The organism is Leclercia sp. G3L, from assembly GCF_021117075.1.
Taxonomy (GTDB): Bacteria; Pseudomonadota; Gammaproteobacteria; order Enterobacterales; family Enterobacteriaceae; genus Enterobacter; species Enterobacter adecarboxylatus_C.
In genome coordinates this window covers 4,391,774-4,414,832 of the sequence record NZ_CP088265.1, presented here as the reverse complement: position 1 = coordinate 4,414,832, position 23,059 = coordinate 4,391,774, and the positions used below count along the sequence as shown (strand labels likewise).

At 55.6% G+C, this 23,059-nt stretch carries 16 protein-coding genes; 11 read left to right on the top strand and 5 right to left on the bottom strand.

Translation table 11 applies throughout. The features are described from left to right. Positions 1 to 36: 36 nt before the first annotated feature. Positions 37 to 1,005, bottom strand: a complete 969-nt coding sequence (gene trxB, locus LRS40_RS22660) for a thioredoxin-disulfide reductase (protein WP_185902346.1) — start codon at positions 1,003 to 1,005, stop codon at positions 37 to 39. A 550-nt stretch (positions 1,006 to 1,555) separates the two neighbouring features. Here trxB and lrp point away from each other — a divergent pair. The 10 genes from lrp to LRS40_RS22610 all read left to right on the top strand — a co-directional run bounded on the left by lrp (position 1,556) and on the right by LRS40_RS22610 (position 15,773). Then, entirely contained in the window at positions 1,556 to 2,050 is a 495-nt protein-coding gene (lrp, locus tag LRS40_RS22655; protein WP_000228469.1) for a leucine-responsive transcriptional regulator Lrp, read from the top strand. A gap of 133 nt (positions 2,051 to 2,183) precedes the next feature. Then, a complete protein-coding gene (gene ftsK, locus LRS40_RS22650) occupies positions 2,184 to 6,083 on the top strand; it encodes a DNA translocase FtsK (RefSeq protein WP_231312747.1) in 3,900 nt (1,299 codons plus the stop codon). Between the two features lie 132 nt (positions 6,084 to 6,215). Continuing rightward, positions 6,216 to 6,830: an outer membrane lipoprotein chaperone LolA gene (gene lolA / locus LRS40_RS22645; RefSeq protein ID WP_142488904.1), complete on the top strand. Its 615-nt coding sequence runs from the start codon at positions 6,216 to 6,218 to the stop codon at positions 6,828 to 6,830. Between the two features lie 9 nt (positions 6,831 to 6,839). Next, entirely contained in the window at positions 6,840 to 8,183 is a 1,344-nt protein-coding gene (gene rarA / locus LRS40_RS22640; RefSeq protein ID WP_142488905.1) for a replication-associated recombination protein RarA, read from the top strand. 92 nt (positions 8,184 to 8,275) lie between these two features. Next, positions 8,276 to 9,568 (top strand): serine--tRNA ligase, encoded by a 1,293-nt coding sequence (gene serS / locus LRS40_RS22635; RefSeq protein ID WP_142488906.1) that lies wholly within the window; start codon positions 8,276 to 8,278, stop codon positions 9,566 to 9,568. 202 nt (positions 9,569 to 9,770) lie between these two features. Next, a complete protein-coding gene (gene dmsA, locus LRS40_RS22630; protein ID WP_231312746.1) occupies positions 9,771 to 12,215 on the top strand; it encodes a dimethylsulfoxide reductase subunit A in 2,445 nt (814 codons plus the stop codon). Positions 12,216 to 12,225: 10 nt separating this feature from the next. Further along, entirely contained in the window at positions 12,226 to 12,843 is a 618-nt protein-coding gene (locus LRS40_RS22625; RefSeq protein ID WP_231312745.1) for a DMSO/selenate family reductase complex B subunit, read from the top strand. A gap of 1 nt (position 12,844) precedes the next feature. Continuing rightward, positions 12,845 to 13,708, top strand: coding sequence for a dimethyl sulfoxide reductase anchor subunit family protein (locus LRS40_RS22620; RefSeq protein WP_142488909.1), 864 nt, complete (start codon positions 12,845 to 12,847; stop codon positions 13,706 to 13,708). A 274-nt stretch (positions 13,709 to 13,982) separates the two neighbouring features. Next, the gene (locus tag LRS40_RS22615; RefSeq protein WP_142488910.1) at positions 13,983 to 15,131 is read left to right on the top strand and encodes an MFS transporter; all 1,149 of its coding nucleotides are present in this window, start codon (positions 13,983 to 13,985) and stop codon (positions 15,129 to 15,131) included. Between the two features lie 123 nt (positions 15,132 to 15,254). Continuing rightward, the gene (locus LRS40_RS22610; RefSeq protein ID WP_142488911.1) at positions 15,255 to 15,773 is read left to right on the top strand and encodes an anti-virulence regulator CigR family protein; all 519 of its coding nucleotides are present in this window, start codon (positions 15,255 to 15,257) and stop codon (positions 15,771 to 15,773) included. Between the two features lie 34 nt (positions 15,774 to 15,807). On the opposite strand, the gene pflA is transcribed toward LRS40_RS22610, so the two are convergent. The 4 genes from pflA to ycaO form a co-directional block, all read right to left on the bottom strand. Further along, the gene (gene pflA / locus LRS40_RS22605) at positions 15,808 to 16,548 is read right to left on the bottom strand and encodes a pyruvate formate lyase 1-activating protein (protein WP_142488912.1); all 741 of its coding nucleotides are present in this window, start codon (positions 16,546 to 16,548) and stop codon (positions 15,808 to 15,810) included. Between the two features lie 203 nt (positions 16,549 to 16,751). After that, complete coding sequence (gene pflB, locus LRS40_RS22600) at positions 16,752 to 19,034, bottom strand: formate C-acetyltransferase (RefSeq protein ID WP_142488913.1); 2,283 nt, start codon at positions 19,032 to 19,034, stop codon at positions 16,752 to 16,754. A 51-nt stretch (positions 19,035 to 19,085) separates the two neighbouring features. Then, positions 19,086 to 19,943: a formate transporter FocA gene (gene focA, locus LRS40_RS22595; protein WP_142488914.1), complete on the bottom strand. Its 858-nt coding sequence runs from the start codon at positions 19,941 to 19,943 to the stop codon at positions 19,086 to 19,088. 406 nt (positions 19,944 to 20,349) lie between these two features. Further along, the gene (ycaO, locus tag LRS40_RS22590) at positions 20,350 to 22,110 is read right to left on the bottom strand and encodes a 30S ribosomal protein S12 methylthiotransferase accessory factor YcaO (protein ID WP_142488915.1); all 1,761 of its coding nucleotides are present in this window, start codon (positions 22,108 to 22,110) and stop codon (positions 20,350 to 20,352) included. A 138-nt stretch (positions 22,111 to 22,248) separates the two neighbouring features. Here ycaO and LRS40_RS22585 point away from each other — a divergent pair, with 138 nt between their 5' ends. Beyond that, complete coding sequence (locus tag LRS40_RS22585) at positions 22,249 to 22,941, top strand: DUF421 domain-containing protein (protein ID WP_142488916.1); 693 nt, start codon at positions 22,249 to 22,251, stop codon at positions 22,939 to 22,941. Positions 22,942 to 23,059: the final 118 nt, after the last annotated feature.

The following is a 23,059-nucleotide window of genomic DNA, read 5'->3' as shown; positions in this document are numbered from 1 at the left end:
GCCGCCTTTTTTACGTTTGTTGCTGTTTTGTAAAAATTATTTACTCTGATCGGCCAGTCCGTCGAGATAACGTTCTGCATCCAGCGCCGCCATACAACCGGTGCCCGCAGAGGTGATCGCCTGACGATAAATGTGGTCCATCACGTCGCCCGCAGCGAACACGCCCGGGATGCTGGTCTGGGTGGCATTGCCATGGATCCCGGACTGCACTTTGATGTAGCCGTTCTCCAGCTCCAGCTGACCGTCGAAGATCGCGGTGTTCGGGCTGTGGCCGATAGCAACAAACAGACCCGCCACTTCCAGCGTTTCAACGTTGTCGGAGTTCTGCGTATCACGGATGCGCAGGCCCGCCACGCCCATCTGATCGCCAGTCACTTCTTCCAGCGTGCGGTGGGTGTGCAGCACGATATTGCCGCTGGCCACTTTGTCCATCAGACGCTTGATCAGGATTTTTTCCGCGCGGAAGGTATCGCGGCGGTGAATGAGATGCACTTCAGAGGCGATGTTCGCCAGGTACAGCGCTTCTTCCACGGCGGTGTTGCCGCCGCCGATGACCGCGACCTTCTGGTTGCGATAGAAGAAACCGTCGCAGGTGGCGCAGGCGGAAACGCCGCGGCCTTTAAAGGCTTCTTCAGACGGCAGGCCCAGATAGCGGGCAGAAGCGCCGGTTGCAATAATCAACGCGTCGCAGGTGTATTCTGCGTTGTCACCGATCAGGCGGAACGGACGGTTCTGCAGATCGACCTTGTTGATGTGGTCAAAAATGATTTCGGTATCAAATTTGGCGGCATGCTCGTGCATGCGCTCCATGAGTAGCGGCCCGGTCAGGCCTTCAGGATCGCCTGGCCAGTTTTCTACTTCGGTAGTGGTGGTCAGCTGACCGCCTTTTTCCATGCCCGTAATCAGTACCGGTTGCAGGTTAGCGCGTGCCGCGTAGACCGCTGCGGTGTATCCCGCAGGTCCGGAACCCAGGATGAGAAGTTTACTGTGTTTGGCCGTGCCCATGAGATCCCCATTGTTGTTGGCAGACATTTTCCCCGGATTGTAGGGAATTTGTTGCCGTAAAAAAAGGGCGCAGCGATTTTGTTAACGATGTGTGTAATAGAAAGCGCCAATCAACGGCGGGGCAGGGAAGGTGATTTTATAACAATAATCATGGCAAATCGCTCGAAACGACGGCGATAAAATGAGGATTAATCGCCGGTCGTAATGAATATCCGGCATGTTGTACTAAAAATCGATGTTTTGCTTTGACAATCCCCTGCTGTTTTGCGAAAACATTCAAGGAAGAAAAAAAACGGTCTTTGTGTAACGCATAGTCATGCACAAAATCACCATTTTTACCGGGTCAGCGAAATCTACGCATGGTGTGGACAGATGCCATTCGTGATGTTGATGGCCGCCTCTGGGCAACGGTCTTCATACCACATAACCCCAATCGAATCGCGCAAACTATAAAACAGGCGATGCGATTAACCGCGGGGAAAGACTCTGAACAGTGAAGTGCACAGGGTCCTGGCAGGAGTTAGGGAAGGAATACAGAGAGACAATAATAATGGTAGATAGCAAGAAGCGCCCTGGCAAAGATCTCGACCGTATCGATCGTAACATTCTTAATGAATTGCAAAAGGATGGGCGTATTTCCAACGTCGAGCTTTCAAAACGTGTGGGACTTTCCCCGACGCCATGCCTTGAGCGTGTGCGCCGACTGGAAAGACAGGGTTTTATTCAGGGCTATACAGCGCTGCTGAACCCGCATTACCTGGATGCCTCACTTCTGGTATTTGTTGAGATTACTCTGAATCGTGGTGCGCCGGATGTGTTTGAGCAGTTCAATGCCGCCGTGCAAAAACTTGAAGAAATTCAAGAGTGTCATCTGGTTTCCGGTGATTTCGACTACCTGTTGAAAACCCGCGTACCTGATATGTCTGCATACCGTAAGCTGCTGGGCGAAACCCTGCTGCGACTGCCTGGTGTGAACGACACCCGTACCTACGTGGTAATGGAAGAAGTCAAACAGAGCAATCGTCTGGTTATTAAGACGCGCTAACACGGAACAGGTGCATTATCAGCGTACTTTGATTACACTCCTGGTAATCCATACAGCAACAGTGTCGGGCCTCCCGGCACTGTTGTCCGTTTAGCACTCGGGCAGGAATTGCCTGATACCTGGAGAGCCTGTTTTGAGCCAGGAATATACCGAAGACAAAGAAGTCAATTTAACCAAGCTCAGCAGTGGGCGCCGACTCCTTGAGGCGTTACTGATCCTTGTTGCTCTTTTTGCCGTCTGGTTGATGGCAGCCTTACTCAGTTTCAATCCCTCCGATCCCAGCTGGTCACAGACCGCATGGCACGAGCCTATTCATAATTTAGGCGGCGTACCGGGCGCCTGGCTGGCAGATACGCTGTTCTTTATCTTTGGCGTGATGGCCTACACCCTTCCCGTCATCATTATTGGTGGCTGCTGGTTTGCCTGGCGTCATCGTCAGAACGATGATTACATCGACTATTTTGCCGTCTCGCTGCGCCTCATTGGTGCGCTGGCGCTGATCCTCACCTCGTGCGGTCTGGCGGCGATTAACGCCGATGACATCTGGTATTTTGCCTCCGGTGGGGTAATCGGCAGCCTGCTGAGTACCGCGCTGCAGCCGATGCTGCACAGCAGCGGCGGCACCATCGCGCTGCTCTGCGTCTGGGGCGCAGGGCTGACGCTCTTTACCGGCTGGTCATGGGTCAGTATTGCTGAAAAAATCGGCAGCGTGATCCTCAACATTCTTACCTTTGCCAGCAACCGTACCCGTCGCGATGATACCTGGGTCGATGAAGAGTATGAAGACGACGACTACGATGACGCTGAGCCGACCGCCGAGCGTCGTGAATCCCGCCGCGCGCGCATTATGCGCGGGGCGCTGGCGCGCCGTAAGCGCGTAGCAGAGAAGTTCGCAAATCCGTTGGGGCGCAAGACGGATGCGGCCCTGTTCTCTGGCAAAAGGATGGACGACGAAGAGGTAGCTTACAGCGCCCGTGGCGTAGCCGCCGATCCGGATGATGTGCTGTTCTCCGGCAATCGCGCGCTGGCCTCCGACTATGATGAGTACGATCCGCTGCTCAACGGCCACTCGGTGGCTGAGCCGCTTGCCGCCGCTGCCGCGGCGACTACCGCCACTCAGGCCTTTGCTGCGCCCGTTGATCCAGTGATCCCGCCAACCCCTTCGATGCCAGATACCCATCTGCAGCCGCCTGCGGTTGAATGGCATGGGGAACCCACTGCACCAGCAGCACCGGCCTATGCGCCAGAGCCACAGCCTTATGCCGCCGCCGCGCCGCAGGAGCAGTGGCAACCGCCTTATCAGCCTGAACCGGCATACGCGCAGCCGCAGTATGAACAACCGCAATATCAGCAACCTCAGTACGAGCAGCCACAGTACGAACAACCTCAGTATGAGCAGCCGCAGCAGTATGAACCGCAGCAGGCCGTGTATCAGCCTGAGCCGGTGGTAACTCCGCCGGTCGTCGAAGCGCCGCCGGTTGAAGAGGTGAAACCGTCCCGGCCGCCGCTTTACTACTTCGAAGAGGTGGAAGAGAAACGTGCCCGTGAGCGCGAACAGCTCGCGGCCTGGTATCAGCCTGTACCGGAGCCAGTGCAAGAGCCTGCCCCGGTAAAAGCAGCTGAAATCCCGTCTGTACCGGTTCCGGCCGTTGAGCCTGCCTCCGTCGTGGCACCGGTTGCGGCGAGCGTGCAGCAGGCAACAGCCGCAGGTGCCGCTGCGGCTGGCGCTGCTGCACCGTTATTCAGCCTGGCCACCGGCGGCGCGGCGCGTCCGCAGGTGAAAGAGGGCATTGGTCCGCAGCTGCCGCGTCCGAACCGCGTGCGCGTTCCTACCCGCCGTGAACTGGCCTCGTATGGCATCAAGCTGCCTTCGCAGCGAATGGCGGAAGAGGAAGCGCGTAAAGCCGGGCGTCAGCAGTACGATGACGACCAGTACGAAGACGACGCTGACGAAATGCAGCAGGACGAGCTGGCCCGCCAGTTCGCCCAGCAGCAACAGCAGCGTTATGGCGAAGAATATCAGCCTGAGCCACAGCAGTATCAGACCCAGGATGACGAAGATGATGCCGCCGAAGCGGAGCTGGCTCGCCAGTTTGCCGCCACGCAGCAGCAGCGTTACGCTGGTGAACAGCCGACAGGGGCGAACCCGTTCTCGCTGACGGATTTTGAATTCTCACCGATGAAAGATCTGGTGGATGATACGCCGAGTGAACCGCTGTTCACGCCGGGTGTGATGCCGGAGGTCGAGCCGCCGCGTCAGGCGTTTACGCCGCCGCAGCCTGCGCAGCCGCAACAGTTTGCCCAGCCTCAGCAGCCTGTACAGCCGCAACAGTTTGCCCAGCCTCAGCAGCCTGTACAGCCGCAGCAGTTTGCTCAGCCTCAGCAGCCTGTACAGCCGCAGCAGTTTGCTCAGCCTCAGCAACCGGCACAGGCTCAGCAGTACGCTCAGCCTCAACAGCCTGCGCAGCCGCAGCAGCCACCGGCTCAGCAGAGCCTGATCCATCCGCTGCTGATGCGTAACGGTGACAGCCGCCCGCTGCAAAGACCGACCACGCCGTTGCCGTCATTTGACCTGTTAACCCCGCCGCCAACGGAAGTCGAGCCGGTTGATACCTTCGCCCTCGATCAGATGGCGCGCCTGGTTGAACTCCGCCTGGCCGACTTCCGGATTAAAGCGGATGTGGTGAATTATTCACCTGGTCCGGTGATCACCCGTTTCGAGCTGAATCTGGCCCCGGGTGTGAAAGCCGCGCGTATTTCCAACCTCTCCCGCGACCTGGCGCGTTCCCTGTCTACCGTGGCCGTGCGCGTGGTCGAGGTTATTCCGGGTAAACCCTATGTTGGCCTGGAGCTGCCGAACAAAAAACGTCAGACCGTTTACCTGCGTGAAGTGCTGGATAACGCCAAATTCCGCGATAACCCGTCGCCGCTGAGCGTGGTGCTGGGTAAAGACATCGCCGGTGAACCGGTGGTGGCCGATCTGGCGAAAATGCCGCACCTGCTGGTGGCGGGTACGACGGGTTCCGGTAAGTCCGTCGGCGTGAACGCCATGATCCTCAGCATCCTGTATAAGGCGCAGCCGGAAGATGTGCGCTTCATCATGATCGACCCGAAAATGCTGGAACTGTCGGTATACGAAGGTATTCCGCACCTGCTGACCGAAGTCGTGACCGACATGAAAGATGCCGCCAACGCCCTGCGCTGGAGCGTCAACGAGATGGAGCGTCGCTACAAGCTGATGTCCGCGCTGGGGGTACGTAACCTTGCCGGTTATAACGAGATCATCGCCGAAGCGGCGAAGATGGGACGTCCGATCCCGGATCCGTACTGGAAACCGGGCGACAGCATGGATGCCGAGCATCCGGTGCTGGAAAAACTGCCGTACATCGTGGTGTTGGTGGACGAGTTTGCTGACCTGATGATGACCGTCGGTAAGAAGGTGGAAGAGCTGATCGCCCGCCTGGCGCAAAAAGCGCGTGCGGCGGGGATCCACCTGGTGCTGGCGACCCAGCGTCCGTCGGTGGATGTGATCACCGGCCTGATTAAAGCCAACATCCCGACCCGTATCGCTTTTACCGTGTCGAGCAAAATTGACTCCCGCACTATCCTCGACCAGGGGGGCGCGGAATCGCTGCTGGGTATGGGGGATATGCTTTACTCCGGCCCGAACTCCACCACGCCGGTGCGTGTCCATGGTGCCTTTGTGCGTGACCAGGAAGTGCATGCCGTGGTGCAGGACTGGAAGGCGCGCGGTCGTCCGCAGTACGTTGAAGGCATCACCTCTGACAGCGAAAGCGAAGGCGGCGGTGGCGGCGGCGTAGATGGCGGCGAAGAGCTGGATCCGCTGTTCGATCAGGCAGTTAACTTCGTCACCGAGAAACGCAAAGCTTCCATCTCCGGGGTTCAGCGCCAGTTCCGTATCGGCTATAACCGCGCGGCGCGTATCATCGAGCAGATGGAAGCGCAGGGCATCGTCAGCGAGCAGGGGCACAACGGCAACCGTGAAGTGCTTGCCCCGCCGCCGTTTGAGTGATCCCCCCCTCGATTGCAAAGATGGGTAAATCAGCAATAATTAAGCATTTTCTTCTGTCGCCTGCCTGCGGGCAGGTCCAGAATAGTTGACAGAAAACCCCCATTTTGGGATGACGCTTTGTAAGGACTACCAATGAAAAAAATTGCAATCACCTGTGCATTACTGACCAGCTTTGTCGCGAGCAGCGTCTGGGCTGATGCCGCCGGCGACCTCAAAAACCGTCTGGACAAAGTCAGCAGTTTCCACGCCAGCTTCACCCAGAAAGTGACTGACGGCAGTGGCAATGCGGTGCAGGAAGGTCAGGGTGACCTGTGGGTGAAACGTCCAAATCTGTTCAACTGGCATATGACGCAGCCGGATGAGAGCATCCTGGTTTCCGACGGGAAAACCCTGTGGTTCTTCAACCCGTTTGTTGAGCAGGCCACGGCGACCTGGCTGAAAGATGCCACCAGCAACACGCCGTTTATGCTGATCGCCCGTAACCAGACCAGCGACTGGCAGCAGTACAACATTAAACAGAACGGCGATGATTTTGTGCTGACCCCGAAAGGCAGCAACGGCAACCTGAAGCAGTTCACCATTAACGTGAGCAGCAATGGTACCATCAATCAGTTCAGCGCTGTTGAGCAGGACGATCAGCGCAGCAGCTATCAGCTGAAATCCCAGCAGAACGGGGCGGTTGATGCATCGAAATTCACCTTTACCCCGCCGAAGGGCGTGACGGTGGATGACCAACGTAATAAGTAAGAGGCGTGCGTGAGCAACCTGTCGCTCGATTTTTCAGATAATGCGTTTCAACCTCTGGCCGCCCGTATGCGGCCAGAAAATTTAGCGCAGTATATTGGCCAACAGCATCTGCTGGCTGCGGGCAAACCCTTGCCGCGCGCCATTGAGGCCGGGCATCTGCACTCCATGATCCTGTGGGGGCCGCCAGGCACCGGTAAAACGACGCTGGCGGAAGTGATTGCCCGCTACGCCGATGCCGACGTCGAGCGCATCTCCGCCGTCACCTCGGGAGTGAAAGAGATCCGTGAGGCCATCGAGCGTGCCCGCCAGAACCGTAATGCCGGTCGCCGCACCATCCTGTTCGTCGATGAGGTGCACCGTTTCAACAAGAGCCAGCAGGATGCCTTTCTGCCGCACATCGAAGACGGCACCATCACCTTTATCGGTGCCACTACCGAAAACCCTTCGTTTGAACTCAACTCCGCACTGCTGTCCCGCGCCCGCGTCTATCTCCTGAAATCGTTAACCACCGAAGACATTGAGCTGGTGCTGACCCAGGCGATGGACGATAAGTCCCGCGGCTACGGCAGCCAGAATATCGTGCTGCCCGACGACACCCGCCGAGCCATTGCAGAACTGGTTAACGGGGACGCGCGACGGGCGCTGAATACCTTGGAGATGATGGCCGATATGGCCGAAGCCGACGACAGCGGCAAGCGGGTGCTGCTTCCGGCACTGCTGACCGAAATCGCCGGCGAACGCAGCGCGCGCTTTGATAACAAAGGCGACCGCTTTTACGACCTGATCTCGGCGCTGCATAAATCGGTGCGCGGCAGCGCGCCCGATGCCGCGCTCTATTGGTATGCGCGCATTATCACCGCCGGGGGCGATCCGCTGTACGTGGCTCGCCGCTGTCTGGCGATTGCCTCTGAAGATGTCGGTAATGCCGATCCGCGCGCGATGCAGGTGGCGATCTCCGCCTGGGACTGCTTCACCCGCGTCGGGCCTGCCGAAGGCGAGCGCGCCATTGCCCAGGCGATTGTCTATCTGGCCTGCGCCCCGAAAAGCAATGCGGTCTATACCGCATTTAAAGCGGCGATGTCCGATGCCCGTGAACGCCCTGATTACGATGTTCCTGACCACTTACGTAATGCCCCGACCAAGCTGATGAAAGAGATGGGCTATGGTCAGCAATATCGTTACGCACACGACGAGCCCAACGCCTATGCCGCCGGGGAGGAGTATTTCCCGCAGGAAATGGCACAAACTCGCTATTATCGCCCGACAAACAGAGGCCTTGAGGGCAAGATTGGCGAAAAGCTCACCTGGCTTGCCGGACAGGATCAAAATAGCCCTATAAAACGCTACCGTTAGGGCTATCGTTGCGGTAATGTTGGCAATTGTATCTTTGTGACCGCAGGCTGTGGTCACATTTCCTATTTTAATTCGATAAGCACAGGATAAGCATGCTCGATCCCAATCTGCTGCGTAACGAGCCAGACGCAGTCGCTGAAAAACTGGCACGCCGGGGCTTTAAACTGGATGTAGATAAGCTGCGCGCTCTTGAAGAGCGTCGTAAAGTTCTGCAGGTACAAACCGAAAACTTGCAGGCAGAGCGTAACTCTCGATCGAAATCCATCGGCCAGGCGAAAGCGCGCGGGGAAGATATTGAGCCATTACGCCTGGAAGTGAACAAACTCGGTGAAGAGCTGGATCAGGCGAAAGCCGATCTGGACGTTCTTCAGGCCGAAATTCGTGATATCGCCCTGGCGATCCCGAACACCCCTGACGACAGCGTCCCTGTCGGTAAAGACGAAAATGATAACGTCGAAGTGAAACGCTGGGGCACCCCACGCGAGTTTGACTTCGAGGTTCGCGATCACGTCACGCTGGGCGAAATGCACGCGGGGCTCGATTTTGCGGCTGCCGTTAAGCTGACCGGTTCCCGTTTCGTGGTCATGAAGGGTCAGATTGCCCATCTGCACCGTGCGCTGGCCCAGTTCATGCTGGATCTGCACACCGAGCAGCACGGCTACAGCGAAACCTACGTGCCGTATCTGGTCAACCACGATACGCTGTACGGTACCGGCCAGCTGCCGAAATTTGCCGGCGATCTGTTCCATACCCGTCCGCTGGATGAGGAAGCAGACAGCAGCAACTACGCGCTGATCCCAACCGCAGAAGTGCCGCTGACCAACCTCGTGCGTGATGAGATCATCGACGAAGACGATCTGCCAATCAAACTGACTGCACACTCTCCGTGCTTCCGTTCTGAAGCAGGCTCTTATGGCCGTGATACCCGTGGTCTGATCCGTATGCACCAGTTCGACAAAGTTGAGATGGTGCAGATTGTGCGTCCGGAAACGTCCATGGATGCGCTGGAAGAGATGACCGGTCACGCGGAAAAAGTGCTCGAGCTGTTAGGTCTGCCGTACCGCCGCATGGCGCTCTGTACCGGTGACATGGGCTTTGGCGCCTGCAAAACCTTCGATCTGGAAGTGTGGGTTCCGGCGCAGGGTACCTATCGCGAAATCTCCTCCTGCTCCAACGTTGGCGATTTCCAGGCTCGTCGCATGCAGGCCCGCTGCCGCAGCAAGTCCGACAAGAAAACCCGTCTGGTGCACACCCTGAACGGCTCCGGCCTGGCAGTGGGTCGTACCCTGGTGGCGGTGCTGGAAAACTACCAGCAGGCTGACGGACGTATCGAAATTCCTGAAGTACTGCGCCCTTACATGAAAGGCCAGCAGTACATCGGTTAATTTGCTTTTACGTAAAAAAGCGCCTGCGGGCGCTTTTTTTATGCCCCGGTTTTGACATCAGGCAATATCCCCTCCTTCCAAAGTAGTAATACTTTCCAGGTAGTTAGCATAAACCTCTGTTAACGCAATCACTCCTTATATAAATAACTATATAGCGGTGCTGCCGCACATGGAACTTTGTGAGCAATCAAAGTGAGAGTCTATGAAAATTAAAACGCCTGATGCCTTACTGGCTGCCGAGGTGAGCCGTCGCGGGCTGATGAAAACTACCGCGATTGGCGGCCTGGCGGTTGCCAGTAGCGCCTTTACTTTGCCTTTTTCTCGCCTGTCGTCGGCGTCTGAAGCCATCGCCGCCGTTAAGCCGGATGAAAAGGTGGTCTGGAGCGCCTGTACGGTGAACTGCGGCAGCCGCTGTCCGCTGCGGATGCATGTTATCGACGGCGAGATCAAATACGTCGAGACCGACAATACCGGGGATGATCACTACGAGGGGCTACACCAGGTGCGCGCCTGTCTGCGTGGCCGTTCCATGCGCCGCCGCGTCTATAACCCGGATCGTCTGAAATACCCGATGAAACGTGTCGGCAAGCGCGGGGAAGGCAAATTCGAGCGTATCAGCTGGGACGAGGCCTTCGATACCATTGCCAGCAATATGCAGCGCCTGATTAAAGACTACGGCAACGAGTCTATCTACCTTAACTACGGCACCGGCACCCTCGGCGGGACCATGACCCGCTCCTGGCCGCCGGGCAAAACCCTGATTGCCCGCCTGATGAACTGTTGCGGGGGCTATCTCAACCATTACGGTGACTACTCCACCGCGCAGATTGCCGCAGGTCTTAATTACACCTACGGCGGCTGGGCCGATGGCAACAGCCCGTCGGATATCGAAAACAGCCAGCTCGTCGTATTGTTCGGCAACAACCCCGGTGAAACGCGCATGAGCGGCGGCGGGGTGACTTACTACATCGAACAGGCGCGGCAAAAATCGAACGCCCGGATGATCGTCATCGATCCACGCTATACCGACACCGGGGCAGGGCGCGAGGATGAGTGGATCCCGATCCGCCCGGGAACCGATGCGGCGCTGATCTCTGCCCTGGCCTGGGTGATGATCAACGAGGACCTCGTCGATCGGCCATTTCTCGATAAATACTGCGTTGGCTACGAAGAAAAAACGCTGCCGGAAGGCGCCCCGGCGAACGGCCACTATAAAGCTTATATTCTCGGCCAGGGCAATGACGGGATCGCCAAAACTCCGGCCTGGGCCGCGGCCATTACCGGTATTCCCGAGGCGCGTATCGTTAAGCTGGCGCGTGAAATCGCCGGGGCGAAACCGGCCTTTATCTCCCAGGGCTGGGGCCCGCAGCGCCATGCCAACGGCGAGCTGGTATCCCGTGCCATCGCCATGCTGGCGATTTTGACCGGCAACGTGGGGATCAATGGCGGCAACAGCGGGGCGCGCGAAGGCTCGTACTCTCTGCCGTTTGTGCGCATGCCAACCCTGGAAAATCCGGTTCAGACCAGTATTTCGATGTTTATGTGGACCGACGCCATCGAGCGCGGCCCGGAAATGACCGCCACCCGTGACGGAGTGCGTGGCAAAGAAAAGCTCGACGTGCCGATCAAGATGATCTGGAACTATGCCGGCAACTGTCTGATCAACCAGCACTCCCAGATCAACCGCACCCACGACATTCTGCAGGACGACAAAAAATGCGAGCTGATTGTGGTGGTGGATTGCCATATGACCTCGTCGGCGAAGTACGCCGATATTCTGCTGCCTGACTGCACCGCCTCTGAGCAGATGGACTTCGCCCTGGATGCCTCATGCGGCAACATGTCGTACGTGATTTTTGCCGACCAGGCGATTAAACCGCGTTTTGAGTGCAAAACCATCTATGAGATGACCACCGCGCTGGCAAAACGCATGGGCGTTGAGCAGCAGTTCACCGAAGGCCGCACCCAGGAAGGGTGGATGCGCCATCTGTATGAGCAGTCGCGCCAGGCCATTCCTGAGTTGCCGCCGTTTGATGAGTTCCGTCAGCAGGGCATGTTCAAGCAGCGCGACCCGGAAGGGCATCACGTGGCCTATAAAGCCTTCCGCGCCGATCCAGCCGCCAATCCGCTGACTACCCCGTCAGGCAAAATCGAGATCTACTCTGCTCAGCTGGCGCAGATTGCCGCGACCTGGGAGCTGGAGCAGGGCGATGTGATCCATCCGCTCCCGGTTTACAGCCCGGGCTTTGAGAACTACGACGATCCGCAGAGCAAAGATTTCCCGCTGCAGCTGACCGGTTTCCACTACAAAGCGCGAACGCACTCCACCTACGGCAACGTTGATGTCCTGGAAGCGGCCTGCCGTCAGGAGATCTGGATCAACCCGCTGGATGCACAGCGGCGCGGAATTGCCAACGGCGACCGGGTGCGGATCTTCAACGGACGCGGTGAAGTGCATATCGAAGCCAAAGTCACGCCGCGCATCCTGCCGGGTGTGGTGGCGCTAGGCGAAGGAGCCTGGTACAACCCCGATGCGAACCGTATCGATCAGGCGGGCTGCATTAACGTGCTGACCACCCAACGCCCGTCGCTGCTGGCGAAAGGCAACCCGTCTCACAGTAACCTTGTTCAGGTTGAAAAGGCGTAAGGAGTAGCCGATGACCACTCAGTATGGATTTTTTATTGATTCCAGCCGCTGCACCGGGTGCAAAACCTGCGAGCTGGCGTGCAAGGATTACAAGGACCTGACCCCGGACGTCAGCTTCCGCCGCATTTACGAGTATGCGGGCGGCGACTGGCAGGAGGACAACGGGGTCTGGCATCAGAACGTGTTTGCCTACTACCTCTCCATCGCCTGCAACCACTGCGAAGATCCGGCCTGCACCAAAGTCTGCCCCAGCGGGGCGATGCACAAGCGCGACGACGGCTTTGTGGTGGTGGACGAAGATGTCTGCATCGGGTGTCGCTACTGCCATATGGCCTGCCCGTACGGCGCCCCGCAGTACAACGCCGCGAAAGGCCATATGACCAAGTGCGACGGCTGCCACGAGCGCGTGACGGAGGGTCACAAGCCGATCTGCGTCGAATCCTGTCCGCTGCGGGCCCTGGACTTCGGCCCGATTGAGGAGCTGCGTAAGAAACACGGCAAGCTGGCCGCCGTCGCCCCGCTGCCGTCGGCGCACTTCACGAAGCCGAGTATCGTCATAAAACCCAATGCCAACAGCCGACCCACGGGTGATACCACCGGCTACCTGGCCAATCCGAAGGAGGTGTGAGATGGGAAACGGATGGCATGAATGGCCGTTAATGATTTTTACGGTTTTCGGACAGTGTGTGGCGGGCGGTTTTATCGTCCTCGCCCTGGCGTTGTTAAAAGGCGAACTGAATAGGGAGCAACAGCAGCGGCTGGTGCTGAGTATGTTTGGTCTGTGGGTGTTGATGGGGATCGGGTTTATCGCCTCCACCCTGCACCTCGGTTCACCCATGCGCGCGTTCAACTCCCTGAACCGCGTGGGCGCGTCTTCACTTAGCAACGAGATCGCCAGCGGGGCGCTCTTCTTTGCTGTCGGCGGGCTGGGCTGGCTGCTTGCAGTCGTGAAAAAACTACCGGTAGCGTTACGCAATCTGTGGCTGATCGCAACTATGGTGCTGGGCGTGGTCTTCGTCTGGATGATGGTGCGGGTCTATAACACCATTGATACGGTGCCGACCTGGTACAGCGTCTGGACGCCAATGAGTTTCTTCCTGACCATGTTTATCGGCGGGCCGCTGCTGGGCTTCCTGCTCCTGCGGGTGGCGGGCGTCGATGGCTGGGCGATGCGTTTACTGCCTGCCGTGTCGCTACTGGCGCTGGCGGTAAGTACGGTGGTGGCCCTGATGCAGGGCGCGGAGCTGGCGACGATCCACAGCGCCATTCAGCAGGCCTCGGCCCTTGTGCCTGATTACGGCTCGCTGATGGCCTGGCGTGTGGTGCTGCTGGCGGCGGCGCTGGTGTGCTGGATCGTGCCGCAGCTGAAAGGCTATCAGCCTGCGCTCCCGCTGTTGTCGCTGGCATTTGTGCTGCTGCTGGCAGGTGAATTGATTGGACGTGGAGTGTTTTACGGTCTGCATATGACCGTTGGAATGGCCATCGCCAGTTAGCGCTGATTATTGTTATATAAAGCCGGGACTTAGTGCCCGGCTTTTCTTTTTTCAATCATGAAATTTTTCAACTGTCGTTTGGTTTTAATTTTGGCCTTAAATAAACAAAAACAAACACATAATTATTATCGATAGCAGACTTTGCATTAGCAGGATGAGTTTTTTCAATCGACAGAGAACATATTGTGCGTGCGGCCCGATCGGGTGGATTGACTTTGTTTTTGCCAGTGGCATGATGCGCACGAAATCTGAACTTCCTCACGGTTTTTAATCCATGTCGATCTATACCCGGCCAGTGCTCCTGTTGCTCTGTGGCCTGCTTTTGCTGACCCTCGCGATCGCGGTGTTAAACACCCTCGTCCCGCTGTGGCTCGCCCATGAAAACTTACCGACCTGGCAGGTGGGTATGGTCAGCTCGTCCTTTTTTACCGGTAATTTGCTGGGCACCCTGATGACGGGAAGCCTGATTAAACGCTTTGGTTTTAACCGCAGCTATTATCTGGCGTCGCTGATTTTTGCCGTCGGCTGTGCCGGGTTAGGGCTGATGGTCGGCTTCTGGAGCTGGATGGTCTGGCGCTTTATTGCGGGCGTCGGCTGCGCCATGATCTGGGTGGTAGTGGAAAGCGCCCTGATGTGCAGCGGTACTTCCCGCAACCGTGGCCGTCTGCTGGCAGCCTATATGATGGTCTATTATGTCGGCACCGTGCTGGGGCAACTGATGGTCAGCAAACTGCCAACCGACCTGATGAGCGTCCTGCCGTGGGTAACCGGCATGGTGCTGGCTGCGATCCTGCCACTGCTCTTTACGCGCATTGTGAACCAGAGCAGTGAGCATCAGGAAGCGACCCATATCTGGCCGATGCTGAGACTGCGTCATGCGCGTCTCGGAGTGAACGGCTGCATTATCTCCGGGATTGTGCTCGGCTCGCTCTATGGTCTGATGCCGCTCTATCTGAATCATCAGGGCGTCAGTGATTCCGGGATCGGTTTCTGGATGGCGGTGATGGTCAGCGCCGGCATTATCGGGCAGTGGCCGGTTGGCCGTCTTGCCGACCGCTTTGGACGCCTGCTGGTGCTGCGCGTTCAGGTCTTTGTGGTGATCATGGGCTGTCTTGCCATGCTGAGTAATGCCGCTATGGCACCGGCACTGTTTATTCTGGGCGCGGCGGGCTTCACCCTCTATCCGGTAGCGATGGCCTGGGCCTGTGAGAAGGTTGAACATCATCAGCTGGTGGCCATGAACCAGGCGCTGCTGCTGAGCTATACCATCGGCAGTTTGCTGGGCCCGACTTTTACCGCCATGCTGATGCAGAACTATTCCGACAATCTGCTGTTTATCATGATCGCCAGCGTGTCATTTATTTATCTGCTCATGCTGCTGCGTAAAGCGGGCGAACATCCTACACCGGTGGCTCATGCCTGAGTAAATAAAAGCCTGTCGATGACAGGCTTTTTTGTCTCTGTCACATATAAGAGTTTTACGCATTGTTTGTTTATTGCCTGAGGCGATAATTCAGAGGCGTTCTACCACTAAAAGGCAGCCATTATGTCTACTCGTCGTTTTACCACTACAGCGCTGGCAGTAGTATTGTCTTTAACCTTTGCAACTGCACCTGCTATGGCCAATCCGGGAAATGGAAATGGAAATGGAAATGGCCATGGTAATGGGCAAGGTAATAGCGGCAATCATGGCAACGGTAATTCCGGTAAAGGGAATACCGGTAACCAGGACCACAAACAAAATAACGGTCACCAGAATCAAGGCAAATCAAATAAAAGCGTCAAAGACGACGTCGATGCCCGCGTCAGTTACGACCATGCCCGGCATCTGGCGTTGAATTATGGTTTAACGGGTTATGATTCCCTGCCGCCGGGGATTGCGAAAAACCTCGCGCGCGGTAAACCACTGCCTCCGGGTATCGCCAAAAAGACCGTACCGGCGTCAATGTTAGGTCAATTACCCTCTTATCCTGGCTATGAATGGCGGGTAGTCGGGAGGGATCTGGTCTTAATTGCGTTGAGTACGGCGATTGTGACCACCATTATTAATGGCGTCTTTGACTAATAAATAAAAAGCCCGGTGAAAACCGGGCTTTTTATTAATACATGACCTTGTGACCGTACTGCTCCAGAATGCCTTTTACGCGTTCCATGGTCTCTTTTTTCGGTGGTTTAACGCCATCCAGCTTGTACTCTTCACCCATCGCCACCCATTTATGTTTGCCCAGCTCGTGATACGGCAGCAGCTCAATTTTCTCAACGTTGCCCATATCACGCGTGAACTCACCCAGACGGTGGGCAGAGTCGTCATCATCTGACCAGCCCGGCACCACAACATAACGGATCCAGGTTTTGATGCCTTTGGCTGAGATGTATTTTGCGAACTCTAAAGTGCGATGGTTAGAGACGCCGACCAGATTCTGGTGGATTTCGTCGTTCATCTGCTTGAGATCCAGCATCACCAGGTCGGTCACTTCCAGCAGCTCATCAATCACCGGATCGTAACGACGGACAAAGCCGTTGGTATCCAGACAGGTGTGAATGCTCTCTTTATGGCAGGCGCGGAACCAGTCGCGGACAAACTCGGCCTGCAGGATCGCTTCCCCGCCGGACGCGGTCACGCCGCCGCCGGAAGCGTTCATAAAGTGGCGATAGGTCACCACCTCTTTCATTAATTCATCAACGGTGACTTCTTTGCCGCCGTGAGTATCCCAGGTATCACGGTTATGGCAGTACAGGCAGCGCATCAGGCAACCCTGGAAGAAGGTGATAAAGCGGATGCCTGGGCCATCGACGGTGCCACAGGACTCAAAGGAGTGAATGCGACCAATAGTTGACATTGCGGTGATATCTCCAGATTCGGCCCGTCCGGGGCCTGTGTATGCGCACAACTCAAGCGGCTGTGTCGAGTCTGTTTTGGCTGTTATCCATTTATTATAGATAGCGGGCAAAAGAGACTGTGGTGCGGGAGGTGTTAAAAAGGCCCCACTTGCGTGGAGCCTTTATTGTACGCGTTTTACGGCGTGATTTCAGTCAAAACCACTTACATGGACTGAGTGAAAGTACGGGTAATAACGTCTTTCTGCTGTTCTTTAGTCAGCGAGTTGAAACGTACTGCGTAGCCAGAAACACGGATGGTCAGCTGAGGATATTTCTCAGGATGCTCCATCGCATCGAGCAGCATTTCACGGTTCATAACGTTCACGTTCAGGTGCTGACCACCTTCGATGGACGCTTCGTGATGGAAGTAACCGTCCATCAGACCCGCGAGGTTGGTTTTACGTACTTCGTCGTCTTTACCCAGCGCATTTGGCACGATAGAGAAGGTGTAAGAGATACCATCTTTCGCGTAAGCAAACGGCAGTTTCGCAACGGAGGTCAGAGAGGCAACTGCACCTTTCTGGTCACGGCCGTGCATTGGGTTAGCACCTGGTCCGAATGGCGCGCCAGCACGACGACCGTCTGGGGTGTTACCGGTTTTCTTACCATAAACCACGTTAGAGGTGATGGTAAGAACAGACTGAGTCGGGATAGCGTTACGGTAGGTGGTCAGTTTCTGAATTTTCTTCATGAAACGTTCTACCAGGTCAACCGCCATGTCATCAACGCGCGCGTCGTTGTTACCAAACTGCGGGTATTCGCCTTCGATTTCGAAGTCTACAGCCAGGCCGTCTTCGTCACGAATCGGTTTAACTTTTGCATATTTGATAGCAGACAGGGAGTCAGCTGCAACAGACAGACCTGCGATACCACATGCCATGGTGCGAACAACGTCACGGTCGTGCAGCGCCATCAGAGAGGCTTCGTAGCTGTACTTGTCGTGCATGTAGTGGATGATGTTCAGCGCGGTGACGTACTGTTTAGCCAGCCAGTCCATGAAGTGATCCATGCGATCCATGACTTCGTCGAAGTTCAGGACGTCGCCTTTGATCGGCTCAGACTTAGGACCAACCTGCATTTTCAGTTTTTCATCAACGCCGCCGTTGATTGCATACAGCATGGTTTTCGCGAGGTTAGCACGCGCACCGAAGAACTGCATTTGCTTACCAACAACCATTGGGCTTACGCAGCAAGCGATCGCGTAGTCATCGTTGTTGAAGTCAGGACGCATCAGGTCATCGTTCTCATACTGCAGAGAAGAGGTGTCGATGGACACTTTAGCGGCATATTTTTTGAAGTTCAGTGGCAGTTTTTCAGACCACAGAACGGTGATGTTCGGCTCCGGAGATGGCCCCATGGTGTACAGGGTGTTCAGGAAGCGGAAGCTGTTTTTGGTGACCAGAGTACGGCCATCCACGCCCATACCGGCGATAGATTCAGTTGCCCAGATTGGGTCACCGGAGAACAGTTCATCATACTCAGGGGTACGCAGGAAGCGAACCATACGCAGTTTCATGACCAGGTGGTCAATCATTTCCTGAGCGTCTTGCTCGGTGATTTTGCCTGCTTTCAGGTCACGTTCGATGTAAGCATCCAGGAAGGTGGATACACGACCGAAGGACATTGCTGCGCCGTTCTGAGATTTAACCGCTGCCAGGTAACCGAAGTAGGTCCACTGGATAGCTTCCTGAGCGTTGGTTGCAGGACCGGAGATATCGCAACCGTATTTCGCGGCCATCTCTTTGATCTGACCCAGCGCACGGTGCTGTTCGGAGATCTCTTCACGCAGACGAATAGTCGCTTCCAGGTTTACGCCGTTTTCCAGATCGGATTGCAGGGACAGGAACTGTGCGTATTTGTCTTTCAGCAGGAAGTCGATACCGTACAGGGCAACGCGACGGTAGTCACCGATGATACGGCCACGGCCATACGCATCTGGCAGACCGGTCAGAACACCTGATTTACGGCAGTTCAGGATGTCTTTGGTGTAAACGTCAAATACGCCCTGGTTATGGGTTTTGCGGTATTCGGTGAAGATTTTCTTCAGCATTGGGTCCAGCTCGCGATCGTACGCTTTGCAGGAGCCTTCAACCATTTTGATACCACCGAACGGGATAATCGCACGTTTCAGTGGTGCTTCAGTTTGCAGACCAACAATCTTCTCGAGGGATTTATTGATATAACCCGCATCGTGAGAAGTAATGGTGGATGCAACGGAGGTGTCGAAATCAACAGGCGCGTGAGTGCGGTTTTCCTGCTTAACGCCTTCCATAACGCTGTCCCACAGGGCAGTGGTTGCGTCGGTAGCACCGGCCAGGAAGGATTCGTCACCTTCATACGGGGTGTAGTTTTTCTGGATGAAGTCACGAACGTTGACTTCATTCTGCCAATCACCTTTGGCAAAACCTTCCCATGCTGTGGCTAACTTTTCATTAAGTTCGGACATGTAACACCTACCTTCTTAAGTGGATTTTTTATTTACTGCCTGAGAAAACCATTAATGATGGTTATCGCCACGCAGGTAAATGACCCAGTATGTCAACCCAACCAACAGACCACCGCCAATAATGTTCCCGATTGTGACTGGGATCAGGTTATCAGTGATGAAGTTCATAACGGTCAGATGAGAGAAACTTTCCGGGCTGGAACCTACTGCGGTCCAGAACTCCGGGCTGGCAAAATCACGGATTACAATACCCAGAGGTATCATAAACATGTTTGCAATACTGTGTTCAAAGCCGCTGGCAACGAACATGGCGACTGGCAGAACCATGATCATGGCTTTGTCCATCAGGCTGCGTCCGGAGTAGCTCATCCAGACGGCCAGGCAGACCATCAGGTTGGCGAGAATGCCAAGCGCAACGGCTTCAATAAATGTGTGATGTACTTTGTGGTCGGCGGTTTGCAGGACGTTAAGCCCCCACGCGCCGTTGGCGGTCATATATTCACCCGACAACCACATCAACAGGACAAACAGCAGGCAACCAATCAGGTTTCCAACATAAACGTTGAGCCAGTTTTTTGCCAGTTGGCCCCAGGTGATCTTACCGCTGGCTTTCGCGACGACGATAAGAACCGTTGAGGTAAAGAGGTCAGCGCCGCAGATAACGCACAGGATCAGACCCAGTGAGAAACAGATGCCGCCGATCAGCTTAGCGATACCGAAAGGCATCCCGGCAGTACCGGTGGTGGCGGTGATATAGAAAACAAAGGCAATGGAGATGAACACCCCGGCAGTGATGGCCAGGAAGAACGTCGTCATCGGTTGTTTCGTTGCTTTATAGACACCCGCTTCTTCGGCAACTTTCGCCATTGCAGCTGGGAGTAAAAGATCAAAAGGGTTGTCAGCTTTCACACTAACTCTCTCTTTATTAAGTCGGCGACGAGATACTAACAAAGCATTATAGAAGAGAAATTGATGTAGATCATATCTCGCCTGGCTTATAGGCCCGCAAAGCGCGTGGTTTTCCAGTGAATGCGGTGTAAGTATTTGATTATCCGTATAAAAATAAATTTTAAAAGTTACAAAATGAGTTGATTTTTTTCTTCTGACCTTCCCCCGGGCAGTTAATTAGAATGGAGTATTTCATATAAAAAGTAACAATAACCGCCAGGTCGCCATTATTATAGCTACCAATATTTAACTTTATTATTACAACTAAAACTTATTGCCGCAGAAATAAAAAACGGGGCAATAAAAATCGCCCCGTAATATAACGTAGGCGATTGTATACGCCTACTGTTTGTCATGTTATTTAACGTTATTTAGCCCAGAAAGCGCTTTTGGCCTTCTGCAATTTCTCATAGGCCTTCAGCAACGACTGGTGAGCAGGGAAGGCTTTCAGATCGCTGTCCACCGCCTGCAGGCCGTGGAATGGCGCTTCGCCGCTCAGGGCTGCGCTGGCGTTCTCTACCGCTTCGGCGCCGTACATACGGGTAAAGGCGTTAAGATACTGCAGCGGCTCACGATCCTCTTCCTGCGACAGCAACAGCAGCGTCTGCAGGCAGCGGTAGTAGTTCGCGCGCTCTGCGCTGAAGACCGAGGCGTTGAACTCGATGGTCCACTCGGTCCAGATCAGCGCCTGCTCCAGGTCACCGCCTGCCAGCGCCAGCATCGCCTTCAGCTCACCGATACGCAGGGTGTACCAGCCGTTGTCTTTGCCCGTCGCCAGGCCCAGCAGCTCGCGCACGCGGGTGAAGTCGTCGTGGCCTTCGTCGTCCAGCTGGGTGATGAGGTTCAGGTAGTCCTCTTTCTCCCACGCGCTCTCCGGCAGCGCCAGCAGGGTTTCGCGCAGGTGCGCACCCATGCTGTTGTTCGCCAGCCACAGATCTTCTACCGGATAGATATCGGACATGCCCGGAACCAGAATACGGCAGGCGTACACGCCCAGGTGTTCGTAATCGGCGATATACACTTCCTGGTCTTCAGCAGTGAAGATCGCCATCAGCGTGGCAAACTCTTCTTCCGTGGTGCCGGCGAAGCTCCAGTCAACGAACGGATAATCCGCGTCCTGCTTGAACATATCCCAGGAGATAGAGCCGCTGGAGTCGATGAAGTGCGTCTCCAGGTTGGCGTGCTCAGCCACTTCTTCGTCATCGAAGGTCGGCGGGGTGAACACGTCGAGATCTTTCAGGCTACGACCCTGCAGCAGCTCGGTAACGGTACGCTCCAGCGCCACGCCGAAGTCCGGGTGCGCGCCGAACGAGGCGAAGCAGGTGCCGTTCGCCGGGTTGAACAGCACCACGCAGATCACCGGGTACTTACCGCCCAGAGAGCCGTCATAGGCAAAGATTGGGAAACCTTCGGCTTCCAGTTTGGCAATGGACTCCACCACGCCCGGATAGCGGGCCAGCACGTCAGCCGGGATCTCCGGCAGGCTGATGGATTCTGCGATAATGCGGTTCTTTATATGACGCTCAAACACCTCGGACAGGCCCTGAACGCGCGCTTCGTTGCGGGTATTACCTGCGGACATGCCGTTGGAGACATACAGGTTGCCGACGATGTTCATCGGAATATAGACGGTTTGCTCGTCAGACTGACGGGTAAACGGCAGGGCGCAGATACCGCGATCCTCGTTACCTGATTGCAGATCGATCAGCATGCTGGCGGTCAGCTGATTTTCCAGATCGTAGAACGCGCGCAGACGATCGTCGAGGATCCCTTCCGGCAGCTCGTCATCGTCGGTCAGCGGGAACCATTTTTCATTCGGGTAGTGAACGAATGGGCCATTCGCCACGGTGTCGCCCAGCCAGAAATCGGCAAAGAAATAGTTGGTGGACAGACGCTCAAAATACTCACCCAGCGCAGAGGCCAGCGCCGCTTTTTTGGTCGCGCCTTTGCCATTGGTAAAGCACAGCGCGCACTCTTTATCGCGAATATGCACGGACCAGACGTGGGGAACCGGGTTGAGCCAGGAGGCCTCTTCGATGTTAAAACCCAGGTCGGTCAGTTTTTGCTGGAAGCGAGCGATGGAATCTTCCAGGGCGGCGTCTTTGCCGGGGATAAACGTTTGAGTCATGGCGATCACTTATATCGTACGGAAAGCGCGCAATGATACGGGTTTTGCATGGCAGGCGCTATCTCCCCGGCGGTTTCGGCGAAAATAAAAGGCTGAGCTATGCTTATATTGAGTAACCTACTGTAAAGGAATATAAAAATGGAAGCATTCGATCTTCAACGAATGGCCTTTGATAAAGTACCCGTTGAGTTTTTAGGCGAGGTCGCGCTGCGAAGTCTCTATACCTTTGTGCTGGTTTTCCTGTTCCTTAAACTTACCGGGCGGCGCGGCGTGCGCCAGATGTCGCTCTTCGAAGTGTTAATCATTCTGACGCTGGGGTCGGCGGCGGGTGACGTAGCGTTTTATGACGATGTGCCGATGATCCCGGTCTTTATCGTGTTTGTCACCCTGGCGTTGCTCTACCGGCTGGTGATGTGGCTGATGTCGAAAAGTGAAAAGCTGGAAGATCTGCTGGAGGGGAAACCGGTAGCCATTGTCGAAGAGGGCAAGCTGGCCTGGGAAAAAGTACAGCGCGCCAACATGACCGAGTTTGAGTTCTTTATGGAGCTGCGGGTGAGCAGCGTCGAGCAGCTTGGGCAGGTTAAGCTTGCCATTATGGAGACCAACGGGCAGATAAGCGTCTACTTTTACGAAGACGACCAGGTTAAGCCCGGGTTGTGCATATTGCCGGATGAATTTGTGGAACGTTTTATGACCATACCGGAAGTCGGCGAGTATGCCTGCCGACGCTGTGGTCATGTTGAGACTCTATCGGCCGGGGCACATCAATTATGTCCACGCTGCACGAATCCGGAATGGACGAAGGTTAGCCGGGCCAAACGCATCACCTGACAGCCATTTTGTCGGTTTTGTGACAGCCCGCTGGCAGAATGTATTGTGTGACGGCGGGCACATTTTCCGGGTCATAAGTTTTAGACATTGCGGCGCGTGTCACTGAATGATAAAACCG

Excerpts from the sequence above, each read along its gene's own strand:
- LRS40_RS22615 (WP_142488910.1), top strand. The coding sequence starts at position 13,983 with ATGTCGATCTATACCCGGCCAGTGCTCCTGTTGCTCTGTGGCCTGCTT.
- pflA (WP_142488912.1), bottom strand. The coding sequence starts at position 16,548 with ATGTCAACTATTGGTCGCATTCACTCCTTTGAGTCCTGTGGCACCGTC.
- pflB (WP_142488913.1), bottom strand. The coding sequence starts at position 19,034 with ATGTCCGAACTTAATGAAAAGTTAGCCACAGCATGGGAAGGTTTTGCC.
- LRS40_RS22585 (WP_142488916.1), top strand. The coding sequence starts at position 22,249 with ATGGAAGCATTCGATCTTCAACGAATGGCCTTTGATAAAGTACCCGTT.
- LRS40_RS22625 (WP_231312745.1), top strand. The coding sequence starts at position 12,226 with ATGACCACTCAGTATGGATTTTTTATTGATTCCAGCCGCTGCACCGGG.
- dmsA (WP_231312746.1), top strand. The coding sequence starts at position 9,771 with ATGAAAATTAAAACGCCTGATGCCTTACTGGCTGCCGAGGTGAGCCGT.
- lolA (WP_142488904.1), top strand. The coding sequence starts at position 6,216 with ATGAAAAAAATTGCAATCACCTGTGCATTACTGACCAGCTTTGTCGCG.
- ycaO (WP_142488915.1), bottom strand. The coding sequence starts at position 22,110 with ATGACTCAAACGTTTATCCCCGGCAAAGACGCCGCCCTGGAAGATTCC.
- serS (WP_142488906.1), top strand. The coding sequence starts at position 8,276 with ATGCTCGATCCCAATCTGCTGCGTAACGAGCCAGACGCAGTCGCTGAA.
- trxB (WP_185902346.1), bottom strand. The coding sequence starts at position 1,005 with ATGGGCACGGCCAAACACAGTAAACTTCTCATCCTGGGTTCCGGACCT.
- LRS40_RS22610 (WP_142488911.1), top strand. The coding sequence starts at position 15,255 with ATGTCTACTCGTCGTTTTACCACTACAGCGCTGGCAGTAGTATTGTCT.
- LRS40_RS22620 (WP_142488909.1), top strand. The coding sequence starts at position 12,845 with ATGGGAAACGGATGGCATGAATGGCCGTTAATGATTTTTACGGTTTTC.
- lrp (WP_000228469.1), top strand. The coding sequence starts at position 1,556 with ATGGTAGATAGCAAGAAGCGCCCTGGCAAAGATCTCGACCGTATCGAT.